Below are 19,908 nucleotides of genomic sequence, written 5' to 3'. Positions count from 1 at the left end.
AACGCCGCTGATTGTGCATCAGCGCCCGCCACACGTCTTGTATCGTCGTGCTTGCCGGGCCTCATCGCGACCTCAGCCATCAGCCTTGCGACTCAGGAACAACGCCAGCGCCAGCGCCGGCAACACCGCTACGGCGACGGCCGAGAGGTTCCAGCCGAAGTGTTCATACAGCGGGCTGGCGACCAGTGAGCCGAGGGCGCCGCCAACGAAAATGCTGGTCATGTACACCGCATTCAGGCGTGCGCGGCTGTGCGGGTCGAGGGCGTAGACCTCACGCTGGCCGAGGACCATGTTCAGTTGTACGGCAAAATCCAGCAGCACCGCACACACCACCAGCCACACATAACCACTGCCCGGCAGCGCAGCGATCAACAGCGACAGCGGCGCCAGCAGCAACGCCACCAAAGTACCGCGACGACCGTGCCCGGCATCGGCCAGACGCCCGGCAATTGGCGCGGCAATCGCACCCACCGCACCGACCAGGGCGAAGATCGCCACTTGCGCCTGGCTGAAACCGTGGTGACGCATCAGCTCAATCGGCGCGAGGGTCCAGAACAGGCTGAAACTGGCGAACAGCAAACCCTGATACAGCGAACGCTGGCGCAACACAGGAAAGCGCCGGGCCAGGGCAAACACCGAACCGATCAACGCGACATAAGTGGCCTTGTGCGTCGGCACCCGGCGCGGCAGTGCCACAGCGGTAATCAACGCGATCACCGCCATCAGTGCCGCCGCGCTGTAAAACACCCCGCGCCAGCCGAACACTTCAACCAACAGACTCGACAGCGGCCGCGACAGCAGAATCCCCAAGAGCAGGCCGCTCATGATATTGCCGACGACGCGCCCCCGGCTGGCTTCCGGCGCCAAATGCGCAGCCAACGGCACGAGAATCTGCACCGCCACCGAGGTCAGGCCGATCAGCAAAGAGAGCAGCAGAAACAGCGACGGCGAATGAGTCAGGCCAGCACACAGCAGCGTGACACTCGCAGCGAGGGTGAAGCCGACCACCAGACGGCGGTTTTCCATCAGGTCGGCCAGCGGCACCAGCAGCAACAAGCCCAGCGCGTAACCGAACTGCGTCAGCGACACGATCAGGCTGGCATTGGCGCTGGACAGGCCGATCTGCGGCGCGATCAGTTCGACGATGGGCTGCGCGTAATACAGGTTGGCGACGACCGCGCCGCAGCAAAATGCCAGAAACGCGACCATCAGGCCGGAGAGTGAAGCAGGCTGTTCGGCCGGGGCCGCAACGGCAGGGTTGCCCGTAAGCATGGTGACACCTCGTTGAGTTCGGGAAAGTTGTGCCAAGGCTACGGTCAGCCGGCGGGGGCGAGAATCCGTGCCACTGGCAACGCACTGATGCGTGGCGCGCAACGTTGCTTGTGGCGCAACGCGCTGTTGCGCGGGCCGGTGATTCTCCGCTGCAAGGGTCTTCTCTACGCTTTGGCCCTGGCGCTGACGTCCGCATCGGCGCCCTTCCCCGGCTGCTACAAGGAGCGTTTCCATGACCCGCACTGCACTCGTCCTGCCACTGTCCGCCGCGTTTTTCTGCCGACCATGAACAGCCATTTGCTCAAATCCAGAACCCTGTGGATCAGCGTCGGCGTGCTCGCGGTGCTCGGCCTGATCGCCGCCGTCGCGCTGATGTGGCGCCCGGCGATCGCACCAATCAAACGGCCGACGTCATTCGATACTGCGCAGTTGCAACGCGGCGCACGAGTGGTCGAGGCCGGCGACTGCGCGGTGTGTCACACCCGCCCCGGCGGCGAATACCTGGCTGGCGGGCTGCCGCTGGTGACGCCGTTCGGCACGCTGTACAGCACCAACATCACCCCGGATGCGCAGACCGGCATCGGCGAGTGGTCATTGCCGGCCTTCGAGCGGGCGATGCGCGAAGGCATTGCCCGCGACGGCCACTTTCTCTACCCGGCCTTTCCTTACGTGCACTACCGGCGCATGAGCTCCGAAGACATCGCCGACGCCTATGCCTACTTGATGAGCGGCCCCGCCGTACACGCCCCGGCGCGGCAGAACCAGATGAATTTCCCGATGAACATCCGCCCGCTGGTGTCGTTCTGGAACCTGCTGTTTCTGCATGGCGAGCCACTGACGCCGCTGGCCGAACACAGCGCGGCATGGAATCGCGGACGCTATCTGGTCGACGGCCCGGGCCACTGCGCCGGCTGCCATTCGCCGCTGAACCTGATTGGCGCGGAGAAATCCTCGCAATATCTGCAGGGCGGCAGCGTCGATGGCTGGGAAGCGCCGGCCCTGGTCGGCCTCGGGCAGCGCGCCAATCCGTGGAATCGCGAGCAATTGGTCGGCTATCTGCGCGCCGATGTCGTCGATGGCCACGGCACACCCGCCGGCCCGATGCGCCCGGTCAGCCTGAGTCTGGCGCGCTTGCCGGCCAGTGAAGCCGAGGCGATTGCCGACTACCTGCTGAGCCTGCAAAACCCGCACGCGGTGAGCGAAACCACCGCGCAAAGGTCGCCGAGCAGTCCAGCGGATCACAGCAGCGGCGCCCTGCTCTTCAGTAGCGCCTGCGCCGGATGTCACGCACCCGCCGCGCCGATGCGTGAAATCGACGGCCGCCCAGGCCTGCCAAGCACTTCGGCGCTGCAAGCGGCCAGCCCGCGCAACTTTCTCAAGACCGTGCTTGAAGGCGTGCCCGCCATTCCCGGCGCCCCCGGCCCGGTGATGCCGCCGTTCGCCGCCAGCCTCGACAACGCCCAGCTCGGCGCACTCGCCGCGTACTTGCGCGAGCAAGCCAGACCCGATCAGCCATGGGCCGACCTTTCTTCCACTATTGAAGCGTTACGTCAGGAGACGAAATGAGCCAGATCACTCTCACCGTCAATGGAGCCGCCCAAGCGCTGGAGCTGGAACCGGACATGCCGCTGCTGTACGCGCTGCGCAATCACTTGAACCTCAACGGCGCCAAGTACGGCTGCGGCCTGGGCCAGTGCGGCGCGTGCACGGTGATCGTCGACGACCAACCGGTGTTCGCCTGCCTCACGCCGTGCGCAGGCCTTGAAGGAAAAAAGATACGCACCGTGGAAAGCCTCGGCAGCGCAGAGAAACCCGGCCCGTTGCAGGCGGCATTTATCGACAAGCAGGCCGCGCAATGCGGTTACTGCATCGCCGGCATGCTGATGCGCGCGCAAACGTTGCTCGAACGTGACCCGCACCCGGACGAACAAACCATCCGCGAACACATGGCCGGCAATCTGTGCCGTTGCGGCACGCACTTGCGCATCATCGAGGCGATCAAACAGGTGGCCGGGCATAACGGGAGCCTGACATGAGTGAAGCAAACGGCTTGAACCCCAGCCGCCGGGCCTTCCTGCGTGGCGGCGCGTTGCTCATGGCCTTCACGCTGATGCCGGTAGCGCGGCGTGCCTTGGCCGACACCGAAGTCGACACCCTTGGCACCGTGGTGCTGGCCCCCGACCTGCCCGGCAGCCTGCGCACCAACCCATACCTGGACGCGTGGATTCGCATCGGCGCCGACGGCATCACCGTGTACACCGGCAAGGTCGAACTGGGCACCGGGGTGAAAACCGCGTTGCTGCAAATTGCTGCCGAGCGGTTGCAGGTGCCGGCCAGCGCGATCAACTTGCTCACCGCCGACACCGCGCTGACGCCCAACGAAGGCTACACCGCCGGCAGCCACAGCATTTTCGACAGCGGCACCGCGCTGTACAACGCTGCCGCGCAGGTGCGAGAAATGCTCGTCGACGCCGCCGCGCGCAGCTGGCAAATCGACGCTGTGCAACTGAGCACTCGCGACGGCATCATCGAAGGGCCGACCGGCCAGCGCATGGCTTATGCCGACGCGGTCAGGCATGTCGATGTGCACCAGTACGCCAAGGCGCAATCACCGGCGATGGCGGCGGCCGACTTCAAACTGATCGGCCACAACCTGCCGCGCCTGGACATTCCGGCCAAGGTCAGCGGCGGCGCGGCGTTCGTCCAGGACATGCGCCTGCCGGGCATGCTGCATGCGCGGGTGATTCGCCCGCCGCGTCCCGGCTGCACGTTACAGGCGTTCGATGCCGCGTCCATCGAGGCGTTGAACGGCGTGGTCAAAGTGATTCGAGACGGCAACTATCTGGCCGTGGTCGCCCATGATGAGTGGCAAGCGATCAAGGCCATGCGCGCCGGCATGGAAAGTGCCAAGTGGAGTGGCGGCGAGGCGATTCCCGAAGCCGCCGGGATTCATGATTTGCTCAAGCAATTGCCCTCCAAGCGCTATCCGATCAGCAACAACGGCAATCCCGGCGGCGCGACCGAAACGCGTTTCAAAGCGCGGGTGACCAAGCAATATTTGATGCACGGTTCGATCGGCCCGTCCTGTGCGGTGGCCTGGTTCAACGACGGCGTGCTCACAGTGTGGACCCACACCCAGGGCGTCTATCCGCTGCGCGCCGGTATCGCCGAAATGCTGCGGCTGCCGCCGGACCGCGTGCGCTGCATTCATACCGAAGGCTCGGGTTGCTACGGCCACAACGGCGCCGATGATGCCGCCGCCGATGCCGCGCTGATCGCCATGCGCCTGCCGGGCACGCCGGTCAGGGTGCAATGGATGCGCGAGCAGGAAAATCTCTGGGAGCCGTACAGTTCGGCGATGGTCACCGAAGTCGATGCCGGCCTCAGTCAGGGCCGTTTGCAGGACTGGAACTACGAGCTGTGGACCACGCCGCACAACGAACGCATCGTCAACGCTGGTCGCCTGCTGCCGGCACGCCTGTTGGCGAAACCCTTCACCTCGGCGCCCTCGGTGCCGATCGCCCAGCCCGAAGGTGACGGCGATCGCAACGCGGTGCCGCTGTATGAACTGGGCGCGACGCGGATCAACATGAATTTCGTCACCACCATGCCGTTCCGCACTTCGGCCATGCGCTCGCTCGGTGCGCACATCAACATCTTCGCCATTGAGGCGGGTATCGATGAGTTGGCGATCAAGGCTGGCCTTGATCCGGTAGCGTTGCGCCTGGCGCATCTGCGCGACCCACGTGCCCGGGCTGTGATTGAGCGCGTGCGTGACGAAATCGGCTGGCCCCACAAGAGCAGCGAACCCGGCGCGGGAATCGGTTTTGCCTTCGCCCGCTACAAGAACATCATGGGTTACTGCGCCCTCGCGGTGAAACTGCGGGTGCATCCGCAGACTGGCGAGATCCGTGTCGATCATGTGGTAACGGCGGTCGACGTTGGCCAGATCGTCAGCCCCGATGGCCTGCGCAATCAGGTCGAGGGCGGCATCGTCCAGTCGACAAGCTGGACGCTCTACGAAAAAGTCGCCTACGACGCCGGCGGCATTCGCAGCTACGACTGGAGCGGTTATCCGATTCTGCGCTTTACGCAATTGCCGAAAAAAGTCGACGTGCATTTGCTTGATCAACCGGGCGAACCCTTCCTCGGTGCTGCCGAAATCGTCCAAGGGCCAATGGCTGCTGCCCTCGGCAATGCGGTCAGCAATGCCACCGGCCGGCGCTGGCTGAATCTGCCGCTGACTCGCTCGAGCCAACCCGCCTGAACCACGCCCGCGTTCATCAGCGATGAGCGCGGGTGCCGTTGCGTTGCGCGCAAAACTGCGTAGCGCCGGCCACGGATTATCAGCCCCGCCACCCCCGGTTAAGTTACCTGCACAGCGCGCGGCACCTGGCTGCCGCACTTGAACCCTACTCATCAAAATCCGGAGCTACCCATGACCCGTCGCCTGTTTCAACCTATCGCACTCGGCCCTTACACCCTTGCCCATCGCGTGGCGATGGCGCCCTTGACCCGCTCGCGCGCCGGCCAACCGGGCGACGTGCCGACCGCAATGAACGCCGAGTACTACCGCCAACGCGCCAGTGCCGCGCTGATCATCACCGAGGCCACGCAGATTTCTCAGCAAGGCCAGGGCTATGCGTGGACGCCGGGGATCTACACCGATGCGCAAGTGCAGGCCTGGCGCGAAGTCAGCACGGCGGTGCACGAGGCCGAAGGTCTGATCTTCATGCAGCTGTGGCACGTCGGCCGGGTCTCGCACCCAAGCTTTCAGCCGGACGCCGGTTTGCCGGTGGCGCCGAGCGCCCTGCCTGTGCCGGGCAAGACTTTTATCGTCGATGAACAAGGCAACGGCGTATGGGGTGATGTGCCAGTGCCGCGCGCCCTCGAAACGGCGGAGATCGCCGACATCGTCGACGACTATCGCCGCGCTGCGCGCAACGCGTTGAACGCTGGCATGGACGGCGTGGAGATCCATGCCGGCAACGGTTATCTGCTCGACCAGTTTCTCAACAGCAACAGCAACCAGCGTGATGACGCCTATGGCGGCAACGTGGAAAACCGTGCGCGGTTTCTGCTCGAAGTGGTCGCCGCCGTCGCTGATGAAGTCGGCGCCGAGCGCGTCGGCGTGCGTCTGACGCCGATGGGCCGCTTCATGGGCATGGGCGATGACACGCCTGAAGCGACCTTCGGTTATCTGGTCGCGGCGCTCAACCAGTGGAATCTGGCCTACCTGCATCTGGTCGAGCCGGCCATGGTCGGCACGGTCAAGGACGAAAACTTCGACCCGCGCTGGGACGCGATCATTGCCCAGCTGCGCCAGACCTGGAACGGCGTGCTGATCCTCGCTGGCGGTTACGACGCCGAGTCCGCCGAACAGGCGCTGAACGCCGATCGCGCCGACATCATTGCTTTTGGCCGGCCATTTTTGGCCAACCCGGATCTACCGCGTCGGCTGCACGACGGGCTTGAGTTGAACACGCCGGATCCGAGCAGCTTCTTCGGCGGCGATCAGCGTGGTTACGTCGATTACCCGTTTCACGCCTGAGGCTTGGGCTTCATAACTTTTAAGGTTTGTTTAAGGACTTTAAATAAAGCCTGCGGCCAGACTTTGCCCATCGATCAGGAGAGCCGCCATGAACCCGCAATCGGTGAAGTCAGACCCTTCCTGCCACCTGGCGCGCCCACTGGGCGCACTGTCCGGCTGGCAGGAACGCCGCGCCAAGGCCTACATGCTGCACGATCTGAGCCGCAGCCTGCGCGTCAGCGAGATTGCCGAACATTGCAATCTTTCACGCAGCCACTTTTCCCGGGCGTTCAAGATCGTCACCGGCTGCTCACCTCAGGAATGGATGCTGAAGATGAAGATCGACAAAGCCAAAGGGCTGTTGCTGACCTCGATGGCGATTACCGAGATTGTTTATGAATGCGGATTTTCCGATCACTCGCACTTCACCCGCACCTTCGGGCGCATGGTGGGAATGCCGCCGAAGGTCTGGCGCCAACTGATGTGCGGAGCGCGGGTGGCGCCGGTGGATGCGGATGTTTGGCGGCTCAGCGATGGGTTGCTGAATTCGACGATGGGCCAGCGCTTGACGGAACTGCGGCCCTGAGTCGGATTTCAAAGGGTTTTGTTCACTCCTCCCTTTTGGCCGCGATTTTTCGCGGCTTTTTTTTTGCGGTAGAGCGCTGGTGGTCGGCGTTGGTACGGCGGTGAACTCCCCCCTCACCCCAGCCCTCTCCCCGAGGAGAGGGAGCTGATTTGGTGTTTTTCCAGTCCTGAGTTCAACTCGGACTTTCACGTCGGCGTATCTCCCCCAAACACCCCGGTCAGTCCCCTCTCCCTCCGGGAGAGGGTTAGGGTGAGGGGCTTTTGATCCTGGCGTCCGGCGCAAGCGGCAGTCTGAAGCAGATCCGCGCGCCCTCTTCGCTGTCTTCCACGCGCAACGTCCCGCCATGGGCGCCTATCACCGTTCGGCAAATCGCCAGGCCCATGCCCATGCCGCTGCCCTTGGTGGTGAAGAACGCATCGAAAATTTCTTCACGCTGATGCTCGGCGATCCCCGGCCCGTTGTCTTGAAAAGCCACGCAGACCTGCCCATCGGACAGCGTCGACTCAATCACCAGGCGCCCGTCAGTCACGCCCTGCCCAGCCATTGCTTCCAGCGCGTTGACGATCAGGTTGTAGATCACCTGCTGGATCTGCACCCGATCCCCCAGCACCGGGTCAGCAGCGTTGAGTTGCGTGTGCAAGCTCACCCCGCGATTGTGCAAATCGCTCGCCGTCAGTTGCACGACCTCACCGATCAACGCGTCAATCGACACCGGCAATCGTTGCAACGGCGCCTGCCTGGCCAATGCGCGCAAGGCCTGGACGATCTCGGTGGCACGGGCGCTGTCGGAGCGGATGTCTTCGAGTCCCTGAATAGCCTCGTCGAGATCAGGCGTGTCGCGCTTGAGCCAGCGCAGACTGGCCGAGGCGTTCGATGAAATGCCCAGCAGCGGCTGGCTGATTTCGTGGGCGATCGAGGCCGACAGTTCGCCCATCATTTTCAGGTGCGAGTTGCGCGCCAGTTCCGCCCGCGAGCTGCGCAAGTCGGCTTCCATCTGCGCGCGCAAGCGGTTGTCTTCGACCAGTTGCGCGTAGAGCCGTGCGGTCTGCAGCGACACCGCTGCCTGCGAGGCGAGGATTTCCAGCATGGTCAGGCGTTCGGCGCTGAACAGCTTCGGTACCAGGCTGTTTTCCAGATACACCAGACCGATCAGCGCGCCCTGCTTGAGCAACGGCAGGCACATCAGCGAGCGCGTCTGCCGCTCGCGCAAGTCGGCGCTGTAAGCTTGCGGGCAGTCGGCGCGGGCATCGTCGAGCACCAGCGGCGTGCGCGTGCGCATGGTCGAATTGAGTACTGAAACCGGCGCGATCTGCTCCAGCGAGCGATCGTTGTCCTGACTGACCCGCACGTTGCCCGCCTCGACATGCGCGGCAGCGGCCAATTGCAACTCACCCTCGGCGACCAACAGCAGCGCGCCGCGATCGGCACCGGCCTGAATCATCAAGTGATTCATCAAGGTCTCCACCAGCCGATCAAGCAACACCTCTTGCGAGACCGCGCGTGCCGCTTCAATGCCGACTTCCAGGTCAAGGCGCACCCGCGTCACCGGCGTTCCCGCTTCCAGGGAATGCTCGTGGGCGAGAAACGGATGCTGGGCTTCGAGGTGGCGCGCCTTGGCTTCAGCGCCCCACAGCACATAGCAGTCGCGCGCAACACGCAGGTGATGATGCGTGCCGGAGACCAGGCCGTTGGCCAGGCAGACCACGGCCAGTTGTTCATGTGCCAGTGCTTGCTCATGGATAAATCCGGCAGCGGCCGCCGCGATTTGCGCTTGGTCGAAGCAGCGAATGGCGGCCAGCCCTTCGCCGCGCACGCGGGCCATCGCGCCTTCGATCAGCAGCAGTTTGTTGCTGAAGGTCGAAGGATTGAGCTCGACCCATGGCAGAAAACGCTGCCGTTGCTGCTCCAGTTTCTGCAGTTTTTCGGCAACAGAGCCCGGCGCCTCGGGACTGGCCAGTGCCAGGCTGTAGAACAGGTAGTAATGCGCCAGATCAATGTGCGCCGGCAGCGACCACGTCAACGCCTCGGCGTCTTCGAAACGGCGCAACGCGTAACGCACTTCACCGAAATAGAACGCCGACATGCCCGAATACAACCACATCCACAACAGCGTCGGCTGTGAAACGCGGTCGCGATGCAGCGGGCCAAAACGGTCATGTTCCAAAGCATCCAGCATTGCGATCGAACGAGGCTCAGGCCCATTGCGCAAATCGCTGGCGAACGCCTGTTGCGCCAGCAGAATGCGCTCGATGTCGATGTAGTGAAACTGCCGCACCCAACTCAGGCCGACGTCCAGCTCGTTCAACACGTTTGGCAGCGGCTCGCCCATGAACAGCAGATCGGAGCCGATGTGGTTGCAGGCGTAACACGACATGCCCAGATCGCCGCCGGCCTGACCGCACTCAAACGCGGCGAAAGCCTTCTGCCGCGCGTAAGCCATCGGCCGGGTCCACGCGCTGACCTGATCCAGCGCCACCAGCGTGCCGGTGCGCCCCGCCTCATAGCCGTGCAGATCAGTCAGATCGAGCGCCAGTTCGGCGAAAGCAACACCGTCCAGATATTCGCCATAACGGTCGGCGATCATCACGCCGTACCAGGCAAAACCGTAGCCGCTGCTCGGCGTGGTGCCATGGAGCAAAGTCAGTTCGACCATCTTCGCCAGGTGCAAAAAAGCAATGTCGTCCTGCACGAAGAACGAGGCGATCAGCGTGCTCAGCAGTTCCATGGCCACTTCGATTCGCGGCTCGTTGGCTTTGGGCAACGCCGTCAACTCAGCGATCCGTCGCGCACCGACCAATTGCCGAACCCGTTCGAACGCTTCGCCCAGTTGCGCCTTCGATGGGTGTCGCTGCAGGTCGATGTCGAGCAACACAAGACCGGCCAGCGCTTCGCCGATTGCGCCGTGGTAATCGGAATGCAAGGTGCGCAGGCTGGCGCGCAGGCGGTAGGTTTTCGCCCGGTCCAGCACGGTGGCAGCGTGTTCCAGACAGTCGTCGAGACGCTGTTGCGCGCCGGGCAGATCCGCCAGCAACATCGCGCAGTCGGCTGCCAGCCAGCGCGCCGCGAAGGCTTGCGGGTAGAGCTGCGTCCAGCCGTTGTCGCCAAGTAATACCTCGGCGCTGCGCAGATAATCCACGGCCTGCTCGACAGCGGCGCTATCGCGGGCGCGCTCGGCAGCTTCGAGCAATAACTGGATGAACTCAGCGCGTCGAGGCGCTTGCAGCGCATTGCCGGCGCTGCGCTGAATCTGACTGGCGATGTCGAAGACCCGCGCCTGCCGCTGCTCGCCGCATTGATCGAGCATGGCGGCAGCGATGCGCGCATGCTCAGCCGAGCGCCCGGCCGGTGCGGTCAGCGCAGCGGCGGCTTCCAATACTCGATCGTGGGGAAACACCAGTTGGCCCGGCTCGCGCAGGAGAAATCCGGCGCTGACCAGATAATCCACGTCACGCAGCAATTGCGCCGGATCGTCCCCCAGCAAATCGCCCAACAGCGTTTCGTCACAGCGGCCACCGACGTAACCCGCGGTGCGCAACACTTCACGGGCACTGGCCGGCAGACGCAGCAAGCGTTGCACCATCAATTCGGCCACGTTGTCGGCGTAGCGATAGCCGTTCACTTCGGCCAGATTCCACACCCAGCGCCGCGTCGTCGCGTCGAAACGCAGCAGACGCTCGTCCACCAGCGCGCGCGCCACCTGGCTGACGAACAACGGATTGCCGGCGGTTTTGAAATGCACGACGCGGGCCAGCGCCTCGAGGTTGTCGACGTCAGCATCGAGTTCGACCGCCATCAGTTGCGCAACGGCCTGCACCGACAGCGGCCCTAGTCGAAGGTCACTGACTGGCAGCGCGGGTGCTCTGCGCATCTCATCGAGCCAGCCGCCCGGATGCTCCGTCAACTCGCCCTCGCGATACGCCAGAACCAGCAGCAGATGCCGCGTCGGTCGGCCGATAAAGGCTTTGAGAAACGCCTGCGTCGAGTCGTCAGCCCACTGCAAGTCGTCGATAAACAGCAGCAGCGGATGCCCCGGTTGTGCAAAGACTTCGAGCACATCGAGCAGCGCCCGATTGACCCGATCCAGGGCGTGGCGCGCCGGCATGTTCGGCAGTTCGGCGGTGGCGCCGATCAGCAGTTCGGCTTCCGGTGCCAGGTCCAGCAGCAAGCGGCCACGGCCCTTGAGGGTTTCGCGCAGTTGCTCGGCCAAGGCCTGCAAGGCCAGTGTGGGCTTGGTCAACACTTGGCTGATCAGAGACTGAAAAATCTGCGCCAGCGGCGCGAAAGGCCGGTCATTGTTCAGCAGTTCGATCTTGCCGCTGGCCCAATAACCGGGTGCCTGGCTACGCAGGACTTGCTGGATCAGCGTCGACTTCCCCGCTCCCGGTGCGCCGGCAACCAGCAGCACGCGAGCGATGCCGTCGCTGCGCACGCGCTGGATCTGTTCAAGCAGCTGCTGACGTTCGTCATCACGACCAAACAGCACATCGCCGCGCGTGGCCGTCGCCCGCGCGTCGAAGGCACCGAGGCGGAACGCTTCGATCTGGCCTTTTTTCTGCCATTGCCGCAGGCACCAGGTCAGATCGGCGGCCAGCGATTCGATGCTTTGATAGCGCGCGTCCGGCTCCTTGGCCAGGCCCTTGAGCAGCACGTGACAAATGCCTTGCGGCAGGTCGGGTTGGTATTGCGCTGGCGACAAAGGCTCGACGGCGGCGTGCACATGCAACCATTGCGAGGCGTCGCGAGCGATCAGCGGCGGGCGTCCGGTCAGCGCCTCGTAGATGATTGCCGACAGCGCATAGACGTCGCTGCGCTCATCGGAATCGACGCCGTCGCCCTGCAGCTGTTCCGGCGCCAGATAAGGCCAGTGTTCCAGGCTCGGCAGTTCGGTCGCCGGCGTTTCCTGCGCGTGGGTGTGAAAGCCCATCAGCCTGACGCTGTCGTCAGCATCGACCAGCAGATGCCAAGGCAATAAAGAACACTTTGGGAGCGAGCCTGCTCGCGAAAGCGGTGGGTCAGTCAAGGGTGATGTCGGCCGGAATGACGCTTTCGCGAGCAGGCTCGCTCCCACAGGGTTTTGCGGTGATTCCGGATGGCGAGAGTGGACCAGCGCATTCGCGGCGGCGACGGCGATATTCAGCACCCGTCCGAGTGGTAAGCCGGCGGCGTCGATCAGTCCAGCCAGCGGCGCGCCCCATTGCGGGTAGACCAACACCGGCCCGTCCGCCGAGCGAATCAGCGCGAGCGGGTTGAGCGCCCACTGCGAAGGCAACTGCAAATGGAAATCGCGCTCCAGCCGCTGGCACAGCGCCGGACGCTGGATCGGCGCACGCACAGCGAACCAGCTCTGGCCCGAGTGGCTGTCTTCGAGGCTGAACCAGGTCAGTTCATGGTCACGGCGCAGCAGACTGAACCGACAGCTCTCCAGCCATGCTTCATCGAGCATCGGCGCATCGGCCACGCGGGAAATTGCAGAGGAGGATGGCTGGCCGGGCATACGCATTCACCGCTGGAAATGGGATTCAGGCTGGTGGCGAAGTATACCCAGCGTTTTTTTGCCAGAGGGCCAGCCGCTGCGCTGATGTCCGTCTGCAGCCTCAAGATGGCCGTCCAGAGCCTTGCGCGGCTGTTTCTTGCGCTATACAAGCGCACGTCTTATCCCTCGGGATAATTGCTTTATGCCAGGCCGTCCCCTAGCGTACGAACCTGATAACCCGGCGCCCGCGCCCTGTCCTTCTCACCGCAACGCAGAGGCCCGCATGATCCGACTCGGCCAAGCCACGATTTCTTTGGAACGGCGCGAAGCCTTTCTCGATGGCCGGCCCTTGCGCATGGGAGGGCGGGCGTTCGAAATACTTTCGGTACTGATGCAGGCCGATGGGCGCATCGTCAGCAAGAACGAGCTGATCAATCAGGTGTGGCCGGACATCGTCGTCGAAGAGAACAATCTGCAAGTGCAGATTTCCTCGCTGCGCAAACTGCTCGGGGAAAAAGAAATCATCCAGACGGTTGCCCGTCGAGGTTACCGATTATTGAAAGACCGCGAACCCAAACTGCCCGTGTTCAACGCCCTGGCCTCGGCGCCGATGGTGGCGCAGCCGCCGTTGGTCGATACGCAATCGGTGCCGGTGTTCATCGTTGACGATGAGGCCTGCGTGCGCAGCGCATTGAGCCGCTTGTTGCGCGCCGAAGGCATCGAGCACCGGATTTTCCAGTCCGCCGAAGAACTGCTCGAGGCCGACATCGCCAGCGGCGCGGCGTGCCTGCTGCTCGACGTCAGCCTGCCCGAAACCACAGGCCTGCAATTGCAGGCGGCGCTGAACGAGCGCGGCTTGCCGTGGCCGGTGATCTTCATGACCGGCCACGGCACGATTCCGATGTCGGTGCAGGCGATGAAGGCCGGCGCGGTGGAGTTCCTGACCAAGCCATTCAATGACGATGAACTGCTTGGCATTCTGCGCAGCACCCGTCAACACGCCGCGACGGCGTTCAATCAATGGCAACGGGTTCAGCACGTGCGGCAATTGGCGGCGCAGCTGACACCGCGTGAGCGCGAGGTGCTGCCGCTGATTGTCGGTGGCCTGTCGAACAAACAGATCGCCAACCAGTTGGGCACCAGTGAAGTGACCGCCAAGGTTCATCGCAAACACATCATGGCGAAGATGCAGACCCGCTCGCTGGTCAACCTCGTCGAACTCTACGGACTGATCAGCGCTGCGCCTTCGCCTGGCCCATCGAGCCTGTCGTGAGCGCCCCGGCGGGTCGTCCGACGGCGATCGAGAACCCCCGACCGACGATTGTCTGCATCGTCGATGACGACGCGTCGGTGCGCAAAAGCCTGTCGAATCTGCTGCGTTCGGTCGGTTATCGCGCGCAGGTTTATGCCAGTGGCGAAGCGTTTCTCGCCGAAGCCGACTTCGCCGAAATCGCCTGCCTGCTGCTGGATCTGCGCATGCCCGGCCTGTCCGGCATCGACGTGATGCGCCAACTGCCGCGACAGTTTCCGGTGATCTGCATGTCCGCCCATTGGGACGAGGCGGCGCTGGCTGAGTCCGGGCATTACCAGGCGTTTGAATGCCTGTGCAAACCCTTCGAAGAAGAGGTTTTGCTGGCGGCACTCGACAAGGCCCTGCACCGCCAACACTGATCGCTTCAGCTGTCCTGCGTGGCTTCTTGCGCAGTTTCGATCGCGGGCAGCGACTCAGTCATCGAAGCGTGACACACCGCCAGAATCTCATCGGCCAGCGCCGAATCATCCGGGCAGGCGCGCGACAGCATGATCGCCCCGACCGCCCGGGCCAGCAGGTCGATCATCCGGGTTCGGCCCTCACCTTGCGGTGCATCCGCTGCGGTCGGGTATTTCTCGCCGAGCGTCTGCAACGTGCGCTCGATACCTTCAGCGAACGCCGCTTTCACGTCCCCGGACTGCCGCGCCGCATCGCCGCACAGCGCTGCCATGGTGCAACCGGTGGAGCGGCCGTCGCGATGGTCTCGCGACACGTACACGTCGATGAAATCCTCCACGCTCATGCTTTCGGCGGCGGCCGTGGACTGCGCCAGGCTGTTGGCCGAGGCTTCGGCCATCAGGTCGGCCTTGGAGCCGAAGTGTTTGTAGAAACCGCCGTGAGTAAAACCGGCGGCCGCCATCAGGTCAGCCACGCCGACCCCGTCATAACCGCGTTCGCGGAACATCACTGATGCCGTTTCGACAATGTGCTCGCGATTGGCCTGAGCCTGAGCCTTGGATACGCGCATGTTGAATACCTCCAGCGCTGAAAATTCATCGGCCGATGATACATAGATGTTGGCCATAATCAAAACCGTTGACAGTTTAGATTTGGATCATCATCCTAAAGGCCCGCAATCAGTCTTCAACTGACAAAGAGCCCACACCATGACTACTCGCCCTACTGTTCTGATTACTGGCGCCTCCACCGGCATCGGCGCGGTCTACGCCGCACGTTTCGCCCAACGCGGGCACGATCTGGTGCTGGTCGCCCGTGACCAGGCGCGCCTGGACACCCTTGCTGCCGGTTTGCGCGCTGAACACAACGTCAATGTCGAAGTGCTACAGGCCGACCTGACGCAACTGAGCGACCTGCAAACCGTCGAGGCGCGTCTGCGTGACGACGCGCGCATCGGTATCCTCGTCAACAATGCCGGCGCGGCGCATTCCGGTACCTTCATCGAGCAGAGCACCGACAGCGTGGCGCAACTGGTCGCGCTCAACACCACGGCGCTGGTGCGTTTGGCCAGTGCGATCGCCCCGCGTCTGGCCAAGGCCGGCGACGGCGCGATCATCAACATCGGCTCGGTGGTGGGCCTGGCGCCGGAGTTTGGCATGTCGGTGTATGGCGCGACCAAGGCGTTCGTACTGTTCCTCTCCCAGGGCCTGAGCCTGGAACTGTCGCCACAAGGCGTGTATGTGCAAGCCGTATTGCCTGCGGCCACTCGCACGGAAATCTGGGACCGCGCCGGTATCGACATCAACACCCTCACCGACATCATGGAAGTCGGCGATATGGTCGATGCCGCGCTGGTCGGTTTCGACCGTCGCGAAGTCGTGACCATCCCGCCGCTGCACGAAGGCGAGCTCTGGGATGCCATGCAAACCGCGCGGCAGGGGCTGTTGGGGCAGATCCGCCAGTCGGCGGTGGCGCAACGTTATCTGACTCAGGCCTGACCTCATCCAGACCCGCCGCTATGCCGGCGGGTTTCTACCGAAAGAGCATCCGCAATGAAGGCATTTTTCATCGAGCGCTACGGCAAGCAGAACGGCCGGATCGGCGACCTGCCCGAACCGCTGGTTGGCGCCCACGACGTGCTGATCGAAGTGCGCGCCAGCAGCGTCAACCCGCTGGATCTGAAGATTCGCAGCGGCGAATTCAAGATGATCCTGCCCTATCAAATGCCTTTGATATTGGGCAACGATGTCGCCGGTGTGGTGCTCAGCACCGGTGCGGCGGTCAAGCGTTTCAAGCCGGGCGATGAGGTTTATGCGCGTGCGCCTGAAAACAGGATTGGCACGTTTGCCGAACGCATCGCTGTCGACGAACAAGCGATCGCGTTGAAACCCGCCAATCTCGCCATGACCGAGGCGGCTTGCATGCCGCTGGTGGCGTTGACGGCGTGGCAGGCCCTGGTCGAGGTCGCCGGGCTGCAAAAAGGCCAGAAGGTGCTGATTCACGCCGGCTCCGGTGGCGTTGGCACGGTCGCCATTCAACTGGCCAAACACCTCGGCGCTTTTGTTGCGACTACGACCAGCACGGCGAATGTCGCGTGGGTCAAGGCGCTGGGCGCTGATGTGGTGATCGATTACAAGCAGCAGGATTTCGCCATTGAGCTGCGCGACTACGACGTGGTGCTCAACAGCCTCGGCGGCGATGTGCTGGAGAAATCGTTAAAGGTGTTGAAACCGGGCGGGCATCTGATTTCCCTGTCAGGGCCGCCGACTGCGCAGTTCGCTCGGGAGCAGGGTTTGTCCTGGCTGCTGGGCCTGGTCATGCGTCTGCTCAGCAGTGGCATTCGGCGCAAGGCGCGCAAGCATGGGGTGGATTATTCGTTTCTGTTCATGCGCGCCGATGGCGTTCAGTTGCAGAAGATCACCGCACTGATCGAGGCTGGAGTTATCAAACCGGTGATTGACCGCATCTTTGCGTTCGATCAGATAGCTGACGCCTTGCACTACGTCGAACAAGGTCGGGCCAAGGGCAAGGTTGCCATCGCGGCCATCCTCAAAAGCCCCTCACCCTAGCCCTCTCCCGGAGGGAGAAGGAACTGACCGAGTTGTTTGATCGAGTGATTCCAACCTGCAATACCGAGGTGAACACAAGTTCTGAGAAGCCACCAATCGGCTCCCTCTCCTCGGGGAGAGGGCTGGGGTGAGGGGTGAATTCAACGCGGTGTTTGTATATGTGCATTGCAACTGCAAGCCCGACTCGCCATCCCCGCCGAGACGTCGAGAAACCCCTCTCAACTTGCATTTTGCCCATCCTGCACCACGCTTGATTCACAGAAGTGCACGTTTTCATGGCAAAACTGCGGTTAACTGAATGGTTAGTTACCGCTATAATCCCGCGCTTCATTCAAACGGGACTTTCAATGTGAACCACAGTCAACGCGTCTCAGGCGTTTCAACGTTCATTCTGGTCGGCCTTGGCGTGATCATCGCCCTGCTCGGTCTGGCGCTCGCGGTCGGCGGTGTGAAGCTGGTCAGCCTGGGCGGTTCCTGGTACTTCCTGGTCGGCGGTCTGGCGATGACCGTTTCCGGTGTGCTGATCGCCCTGAAGAAAACTGCAGGCGCCTGGCTGTTCGCCGCATTTCTCGTGGCCACCGCGATCTGGGCCGTGGCTGACGCCGGGCTGGTGTTCTGGCCGGTGTTCTCGCGGCTGTTCATGTTCAGCGCCATCGGCATGGTCGTCGCGCTGGTTTACCCGCTGCTGGCGCGCGCCAATGGCCGCGCTGCCGGTCGTGGCGCGTATGCCGTGGCCGCTGTGCTCGCCGTGGGTGTAGCGGTTGCCGCCGGTAACATGTTCGTTGCCCACCCTACGGTTGCCGCCACTGGCACTGGCCCGGGCCTGACTCCGGTCGAGCCGGCCAAGGCGCAGAAAGACTGGGCGCACTACGGCAACACCGAAGGTGGCAGCCGCTTCGCCGCGCTCGACCAGATCAACCGCAACAACGTCGACAAATTGAAAGTCGCGTGGACCTACCACACCGGTGACGTCGCCGAGAGCGATGGCAACGGCGCCGAAGACCAGCTCACCCCGCTGCAGGTCGGCAACAAGGTGTTCATCTGCACCCCGCACAACAACCTGATCGCGCTGGACGCCGACACCGGCAAGGAAATCTGGAAAAACCAGATCAACGCCCAGTCGAAAGTCTGGCAGCGCTGCCGTGGCATGGCCTATTTCGATGCCACCGTCACCATCGCTCAGCCGAGCAACTCTTCGATCATCGAAGCCAAACCGGCGCCGGCTGCCAACTGCCAGCGTCGTCTGCTGACCAACACCATCGATGCCCGCCTGATCGCGGTCGATGCCGACACCGGCGAGTTCTGCCAGGGTTTCGGCAACAACGGCCAGGTCGATCTGAAGGCCGGTCTGGGTGATGTTCCGGACAGCTACTATCAGTTGTCGTCCGCGCCATTGATGGCCGGCACCACCGTGGTGGTTGGCGGTCGTGTTGCCGATAACGTGCAAAGCGACATGCCGGGCGGTGTGATCCGTGGTTTTGACGTGATCACCGGCACCATGCGCTGGGCGTTCGACCCGGGCAACCCGCAGGATCGCAACGCGCCGGCCGACGGCAAAACCTACGTGCGCAGCACGCCGAACAGCTGGGCGCCGATGTCTTACGACGCGGCGACCAACACCGTATTCCTGCCGATGGGCAGCTCGTCCACCGACATCTATGGTGTCGAGCGTAGCGAACTGGCCCACAAGTACGGCGCCTCGATCCTCGCGCTGGACGCCAGCACCGGTGAAGAACGCTGGGTGTTCCAGACCGTGCACAACGATCTGTGGGACTTCGACCTGCCGATGCAGCCGAGCCTGATCGACTTCGACAAGGACGGCCAAAGCGTTCCGGCGCTGGTCATCGGCACCAAGGCCGGGCAGATCTATGTGCTCGACCGCGCCACCGGCAAGCCGCTGACCGAGGTCAAGGAAGTACCGGTGAAAGCCGCGAACATCCCCAACGAGCCGTACTCGCCGACTCAGCCGAAATCCGTGGGCATGCCGCAGATCGGCGCGCAGCACCTGACCGAATCGGACATGTGGGGCGCCACGCCGTACGACCAGTTGCTCTGCCGCATCGACTTCAAGAGCATGCGCTACGACGGCCTGTACACCGCGCCGGGTACTGACAAATCGCTGAGCTTCCCGGGTTCGCTGGGCGGCATGAACTGGGGCAGCATCTCCACTGACCCGGTGCACGGTTTCATCTTCGTCAACGACATGCGCCTGGGTCTGTGGATCCAGATGATCCCGTCGCAGAACAAAGGCCAGGCCGCTGGCGGTGGCGAAGCGCTGAACACCGGCATGGGCGCTGTGCCGCTCAAAGGCACGCCGTACGCGGTGAACAAGAACCGCTTCCTGTCGGTGGCCGGCATTCCGTGCCAGGCGCCGCCGTTCGGCACTTTGACCGCGATCGACATGAAGACCCAGAAAGTCGCGTGGCAAGTTCCGGTCGGCACCGTTGAAGACACCGGTCCCCTGGGCATCCGCATGCACTTGCCGATCAAGATCGGTCTGCCAACCCTCGGCGGCACCCTGTCGACCCAGGGCGGCCTGATCTTCATTGCCGGCACCCAGGACTTCTACCTGCGCGCCTTCAACAGCGGCAACGGCGAAGAAGTCTGGAAAGCCCGTCTGCCAGTCGGCAGCCAGGGCGGCCCGATGACCTACGTTTCGCCGAAGACCGGCAAGCAGTACATCGTTGTCACCGCTGGCGGCGCACGCCAGTCGACCGATCGTGGCGATTACGTGATGGCTTACGCCCTGCCGTAACTCGCTGCCGCACC

Annotated in this window: 13 protein-coding genes; 10 read left to right on the top strand and 3 right to left on the bottom strand. The window is 63.3% G+C overall.

Annotated features, from left to right (window positions below; genetic code table 11):
- Positions 1-72: 72 nt before the first annotated feature.
- Positions 73-1,272, bottom strand: coding sequence for an MFS transporter (locus tag D8U70_RS09165; protein WP_076562840.1), 1,200 nt, complete (start codon positions 1,270-1,272; stop codon positions 73-75).
- Positions 1,273-1,557: 285 nt separating this feature from the next.
- Here D8U70_RS09165 and D8U70_RS09160 point away from each other — a divergent pair, with 285 nt between their 5' ends.
- From D8U70_RS09160 to D8U70_RS09140, 5 genes are all read left to right on the top strand, one after another.
- A complete protein-coding gene (locus D8U70_RS09160; protein ID WP_130928790.1) occupies positions 1,558-2,838 on the top strand; it encodes a c-type cytochrome in 1,281 nt (426 codons plus the stop codon).
- Positions 2,835-3,308, top strand: coding sequence for a (2Fe-2S)-binding protein (locus D8U70_RS09155; RefSeq protein WP_130928681.1), 474 nt, complete (start codon positions 2,835-2,837; stop codon positions 3,306-3,308). Before D8U70_RS09160 ends, D8U70_RS09155 begins: the two co-directional genes overlap by 4 nt.
- Complete coding sequence (locus D8U70_RS09150; RefSeq protein ID WP_130928680.1) at positions 3,305-5,539, top strand: molybdopterin cofactor-binding domain-containing protein; 2,235 nt, start codon at positions 3,305-3,307, stop codon at positions 5,537-5,539. Before D8U70_RS09155 ends, D8U70_RS09150 begins: the two co-directional genes overlap by 4 nt.
- Before the next feature lie 171 nt (positions 5,540-5,710).
- The gene (locus D8U70_RS09145) at positions 5,711-6,823 is read left to right on the top strand and encodes an alkene reductase (RefSeq protein ID WP_130928679.1); all 1,113 of its coding nucleotides are present in this window, start codon (positions 5,711-5,713) and stop codon (positions 6,821-6,823) included.
- An 88-nt stretch (positions 6,824-6,911) separates the two neighbouring features.
- On the top strand, positions 6,912-7,388 hold the full coding sequence (locus D8U70_RS09140; RefSeq protein WP_110600507.1) for an AraC family transcriptional regulator: 477 nt from the start codon (positions 6,912-6,914) through the stop codon (positions 7,386-7,388).
- Positions 7,389-7,632: 244 nt separating this feature from the next.
- Here the strand turns inward: D8U70_RS09140 and D8U70_RS09135 are convergent, their stop codons facing one another.
- Entirely contained in the window at positions 7,633-12,882 is a 5,250-nt protein-coding gene (locus tag D8U70_RS09135; RefSeq protein ID WP_241664639.1) for an AAA family ATPase, read from the bottom strand.
- A gap of 262 nt (positions 12,883-13,144) precedes the next feature.
- Here D8U70_RS09135 and D8U70_RS09130 point away from each other — a divergent pair, with 262 nt between their 5' ends.
- A complete protein-coding gene (locus D8U70_RS09130; RefSeq protein ID WP_130928678.1) occupies positions 13,145-14,134 on the top strand; it encodes a response regulator in 990 nt (329 codons plus the stop codon).
- Positions 14,131-14,532 carry a response regulator gene (locus D8U70_RS09125; protein ID WP_241150576.1) on the top strand — a complete coding sequence of 134 codons (402 nt, stop codon included), beginning with the start codon at positions 14,131-14,133 and terminating at the stop codon, positions 14,530-14,532. Before D8U70_RS09130 ends, D8U70_RS09125 begins: the two co-directional genes overlap by 4 nt.
- A gap of 5 nt (positions 14,533-14,537) precedes the next feature.
- Here D8U70_RS09125 and D8U70_RS09120 read toward each other — a convergent pair whose 3' ends face one another.
- A complete protein-coding gene (locus D8U70_RS09120) occupies positions 14,538-15,140 on the bottom strand; it encodes a TetR family transcriptional regulator (protein ID WP_122746523.1) in 603 nt (200 codons plus the stop codon).
- A gap of 139 nt (positions 15,141-15,279) precedes the next feature.
- Between D8U70_RS09120 and D8U70_RS09115 the strand changes: the two genes are divergently transcribed.
- The 3 genes from D8U70_RS09115 to D8U70_RS09105 all read left to right on the top strand — a co-directional run bounded on the left by D8U70_RS09115 (position 15,280) and on the right by D8U70_RS09105 (position 19,894).
- Positions 15,280-16,068, top strand: a complete 789-nt coding sequence (locus D8U70_RS09115; protein WP_130928677.1) for an SDR family oxidoreductase — start codon at positions 15,280-15,282, stop codon at positions 16,066-16,068.
- Between the two features lie 54 nt (positions 16,069-16,122).
- Entirely contained in the window at positions 16,123-17,139 is a 1,017-nt protein-coding gene (locus tag D8U70_RS09110; RefSeq protein ID WP_130928676.1) for an NADP-dependent oxidoreductase, read from the top strand.
- Between the two features lie 349 nt (positions 17,140-17,488).
- Entirely contained in the window at positions 17,489-19,894 is a 2,406-nt protein-coding gene (locus D8U70_RS09105) for a glucose/quinate/shikimate family membrane-bound PQQ-dependent dehydrogenase (protein WP_130928675.1), read from the top strand.
- The last annotated feature ends 14 nt before the right edge of the window (positions 19,895-19,908 follow it).

Origin of the sequence: Pseudomonas sp. Sample_20, from assembly GCF_004307585.1 — a bacterium.
Lineage (GTDB): Bacteria > Pseudomonadota > Gammaproteobacteria > Pseudomonadales > Pseudomonadaceae > Aquipseudomonas > Aquipseudomonas atacamensis.
This window is presented reverse-complemented; position numbering and strand designations above follow the sequence as displayed.

Coding starts and splice junctions, on each gene's coding strand:
- D8U70_RS09165 (WP_076562840.1), bottom strand. CDS start 1,272: ATGCTTACGGGCAACCCTGCCGTTGCGGCCCCGGCCGAACAGCCTGCT.
- D8U70_RS09160 (WP_130928790.1), top strand. CDS start 1,558: ATGAACAGCCATTTGCTCAAATCCAGAACCCTGTGGATCAGCGTCGGC.
- D8U70_RS09155 (WP_130928681.1), top strand. CDS start 2,835: ATGAGCCAGATCACTCTCACCGTCAATGGAGCCGCCCAAGCGCTGGAG.
- D8U70_RS09150 (WP_130928680.1), top strand. CDS start 3,305: ATGAGTGAAGCAAACGGCTTGAACCCCAGCCGCCGGGCCTTCCTGCGT.
- D8U70_RS09145 (WP_130928679.1), top strand. CDS start 5,711: ATGACCCGTCGCCTGTTTCAACCTATCGCACTCGGCCCTTACACCCTT.
- D8U70_RS09140 (WP_110600507.1), top strand. CDS start 6,912: ATGAACCCGCAATCGGTGAAGTCAGACCCTTCCTGCCACCTGGCGCGC.
- D8U70_RS09135 (WP_241664639.1), bottom strand. CDS start 12,882: ATGCCCGGCCAGCCATCCTCCTCTGCAATTTCCCGCGTGGCCGATGCG.
- D8U70_RS09130 (WP_130928678.1), top strand. CDS start 13,145: ATGATCCGACTCGGCCAAGCCACGATTTCTTTGGAACGGCGCGAAGCC.
- D8U70_RS09120 (WP_122746523.1), bottom strand. CDS start 15,140: ATGCGCGTATCCAAGGCTCAGGCTCAGGCCAATCGCGAGCACATTGTC.
- D8U70_RS09115 (WP_130928677.1), top strand. CDS start 15,280: ATGACTACTCGCCCTACTGTTCTGATTACTGGCGCCTCCACCGGCATC.
- D8U70_RS09110 (WP_130928676.1), top strand. CDS start 16,123: ATGAAGGCATTTTTCATCGAGCGCTACGGCAAGCAGAACGGCCGGATC.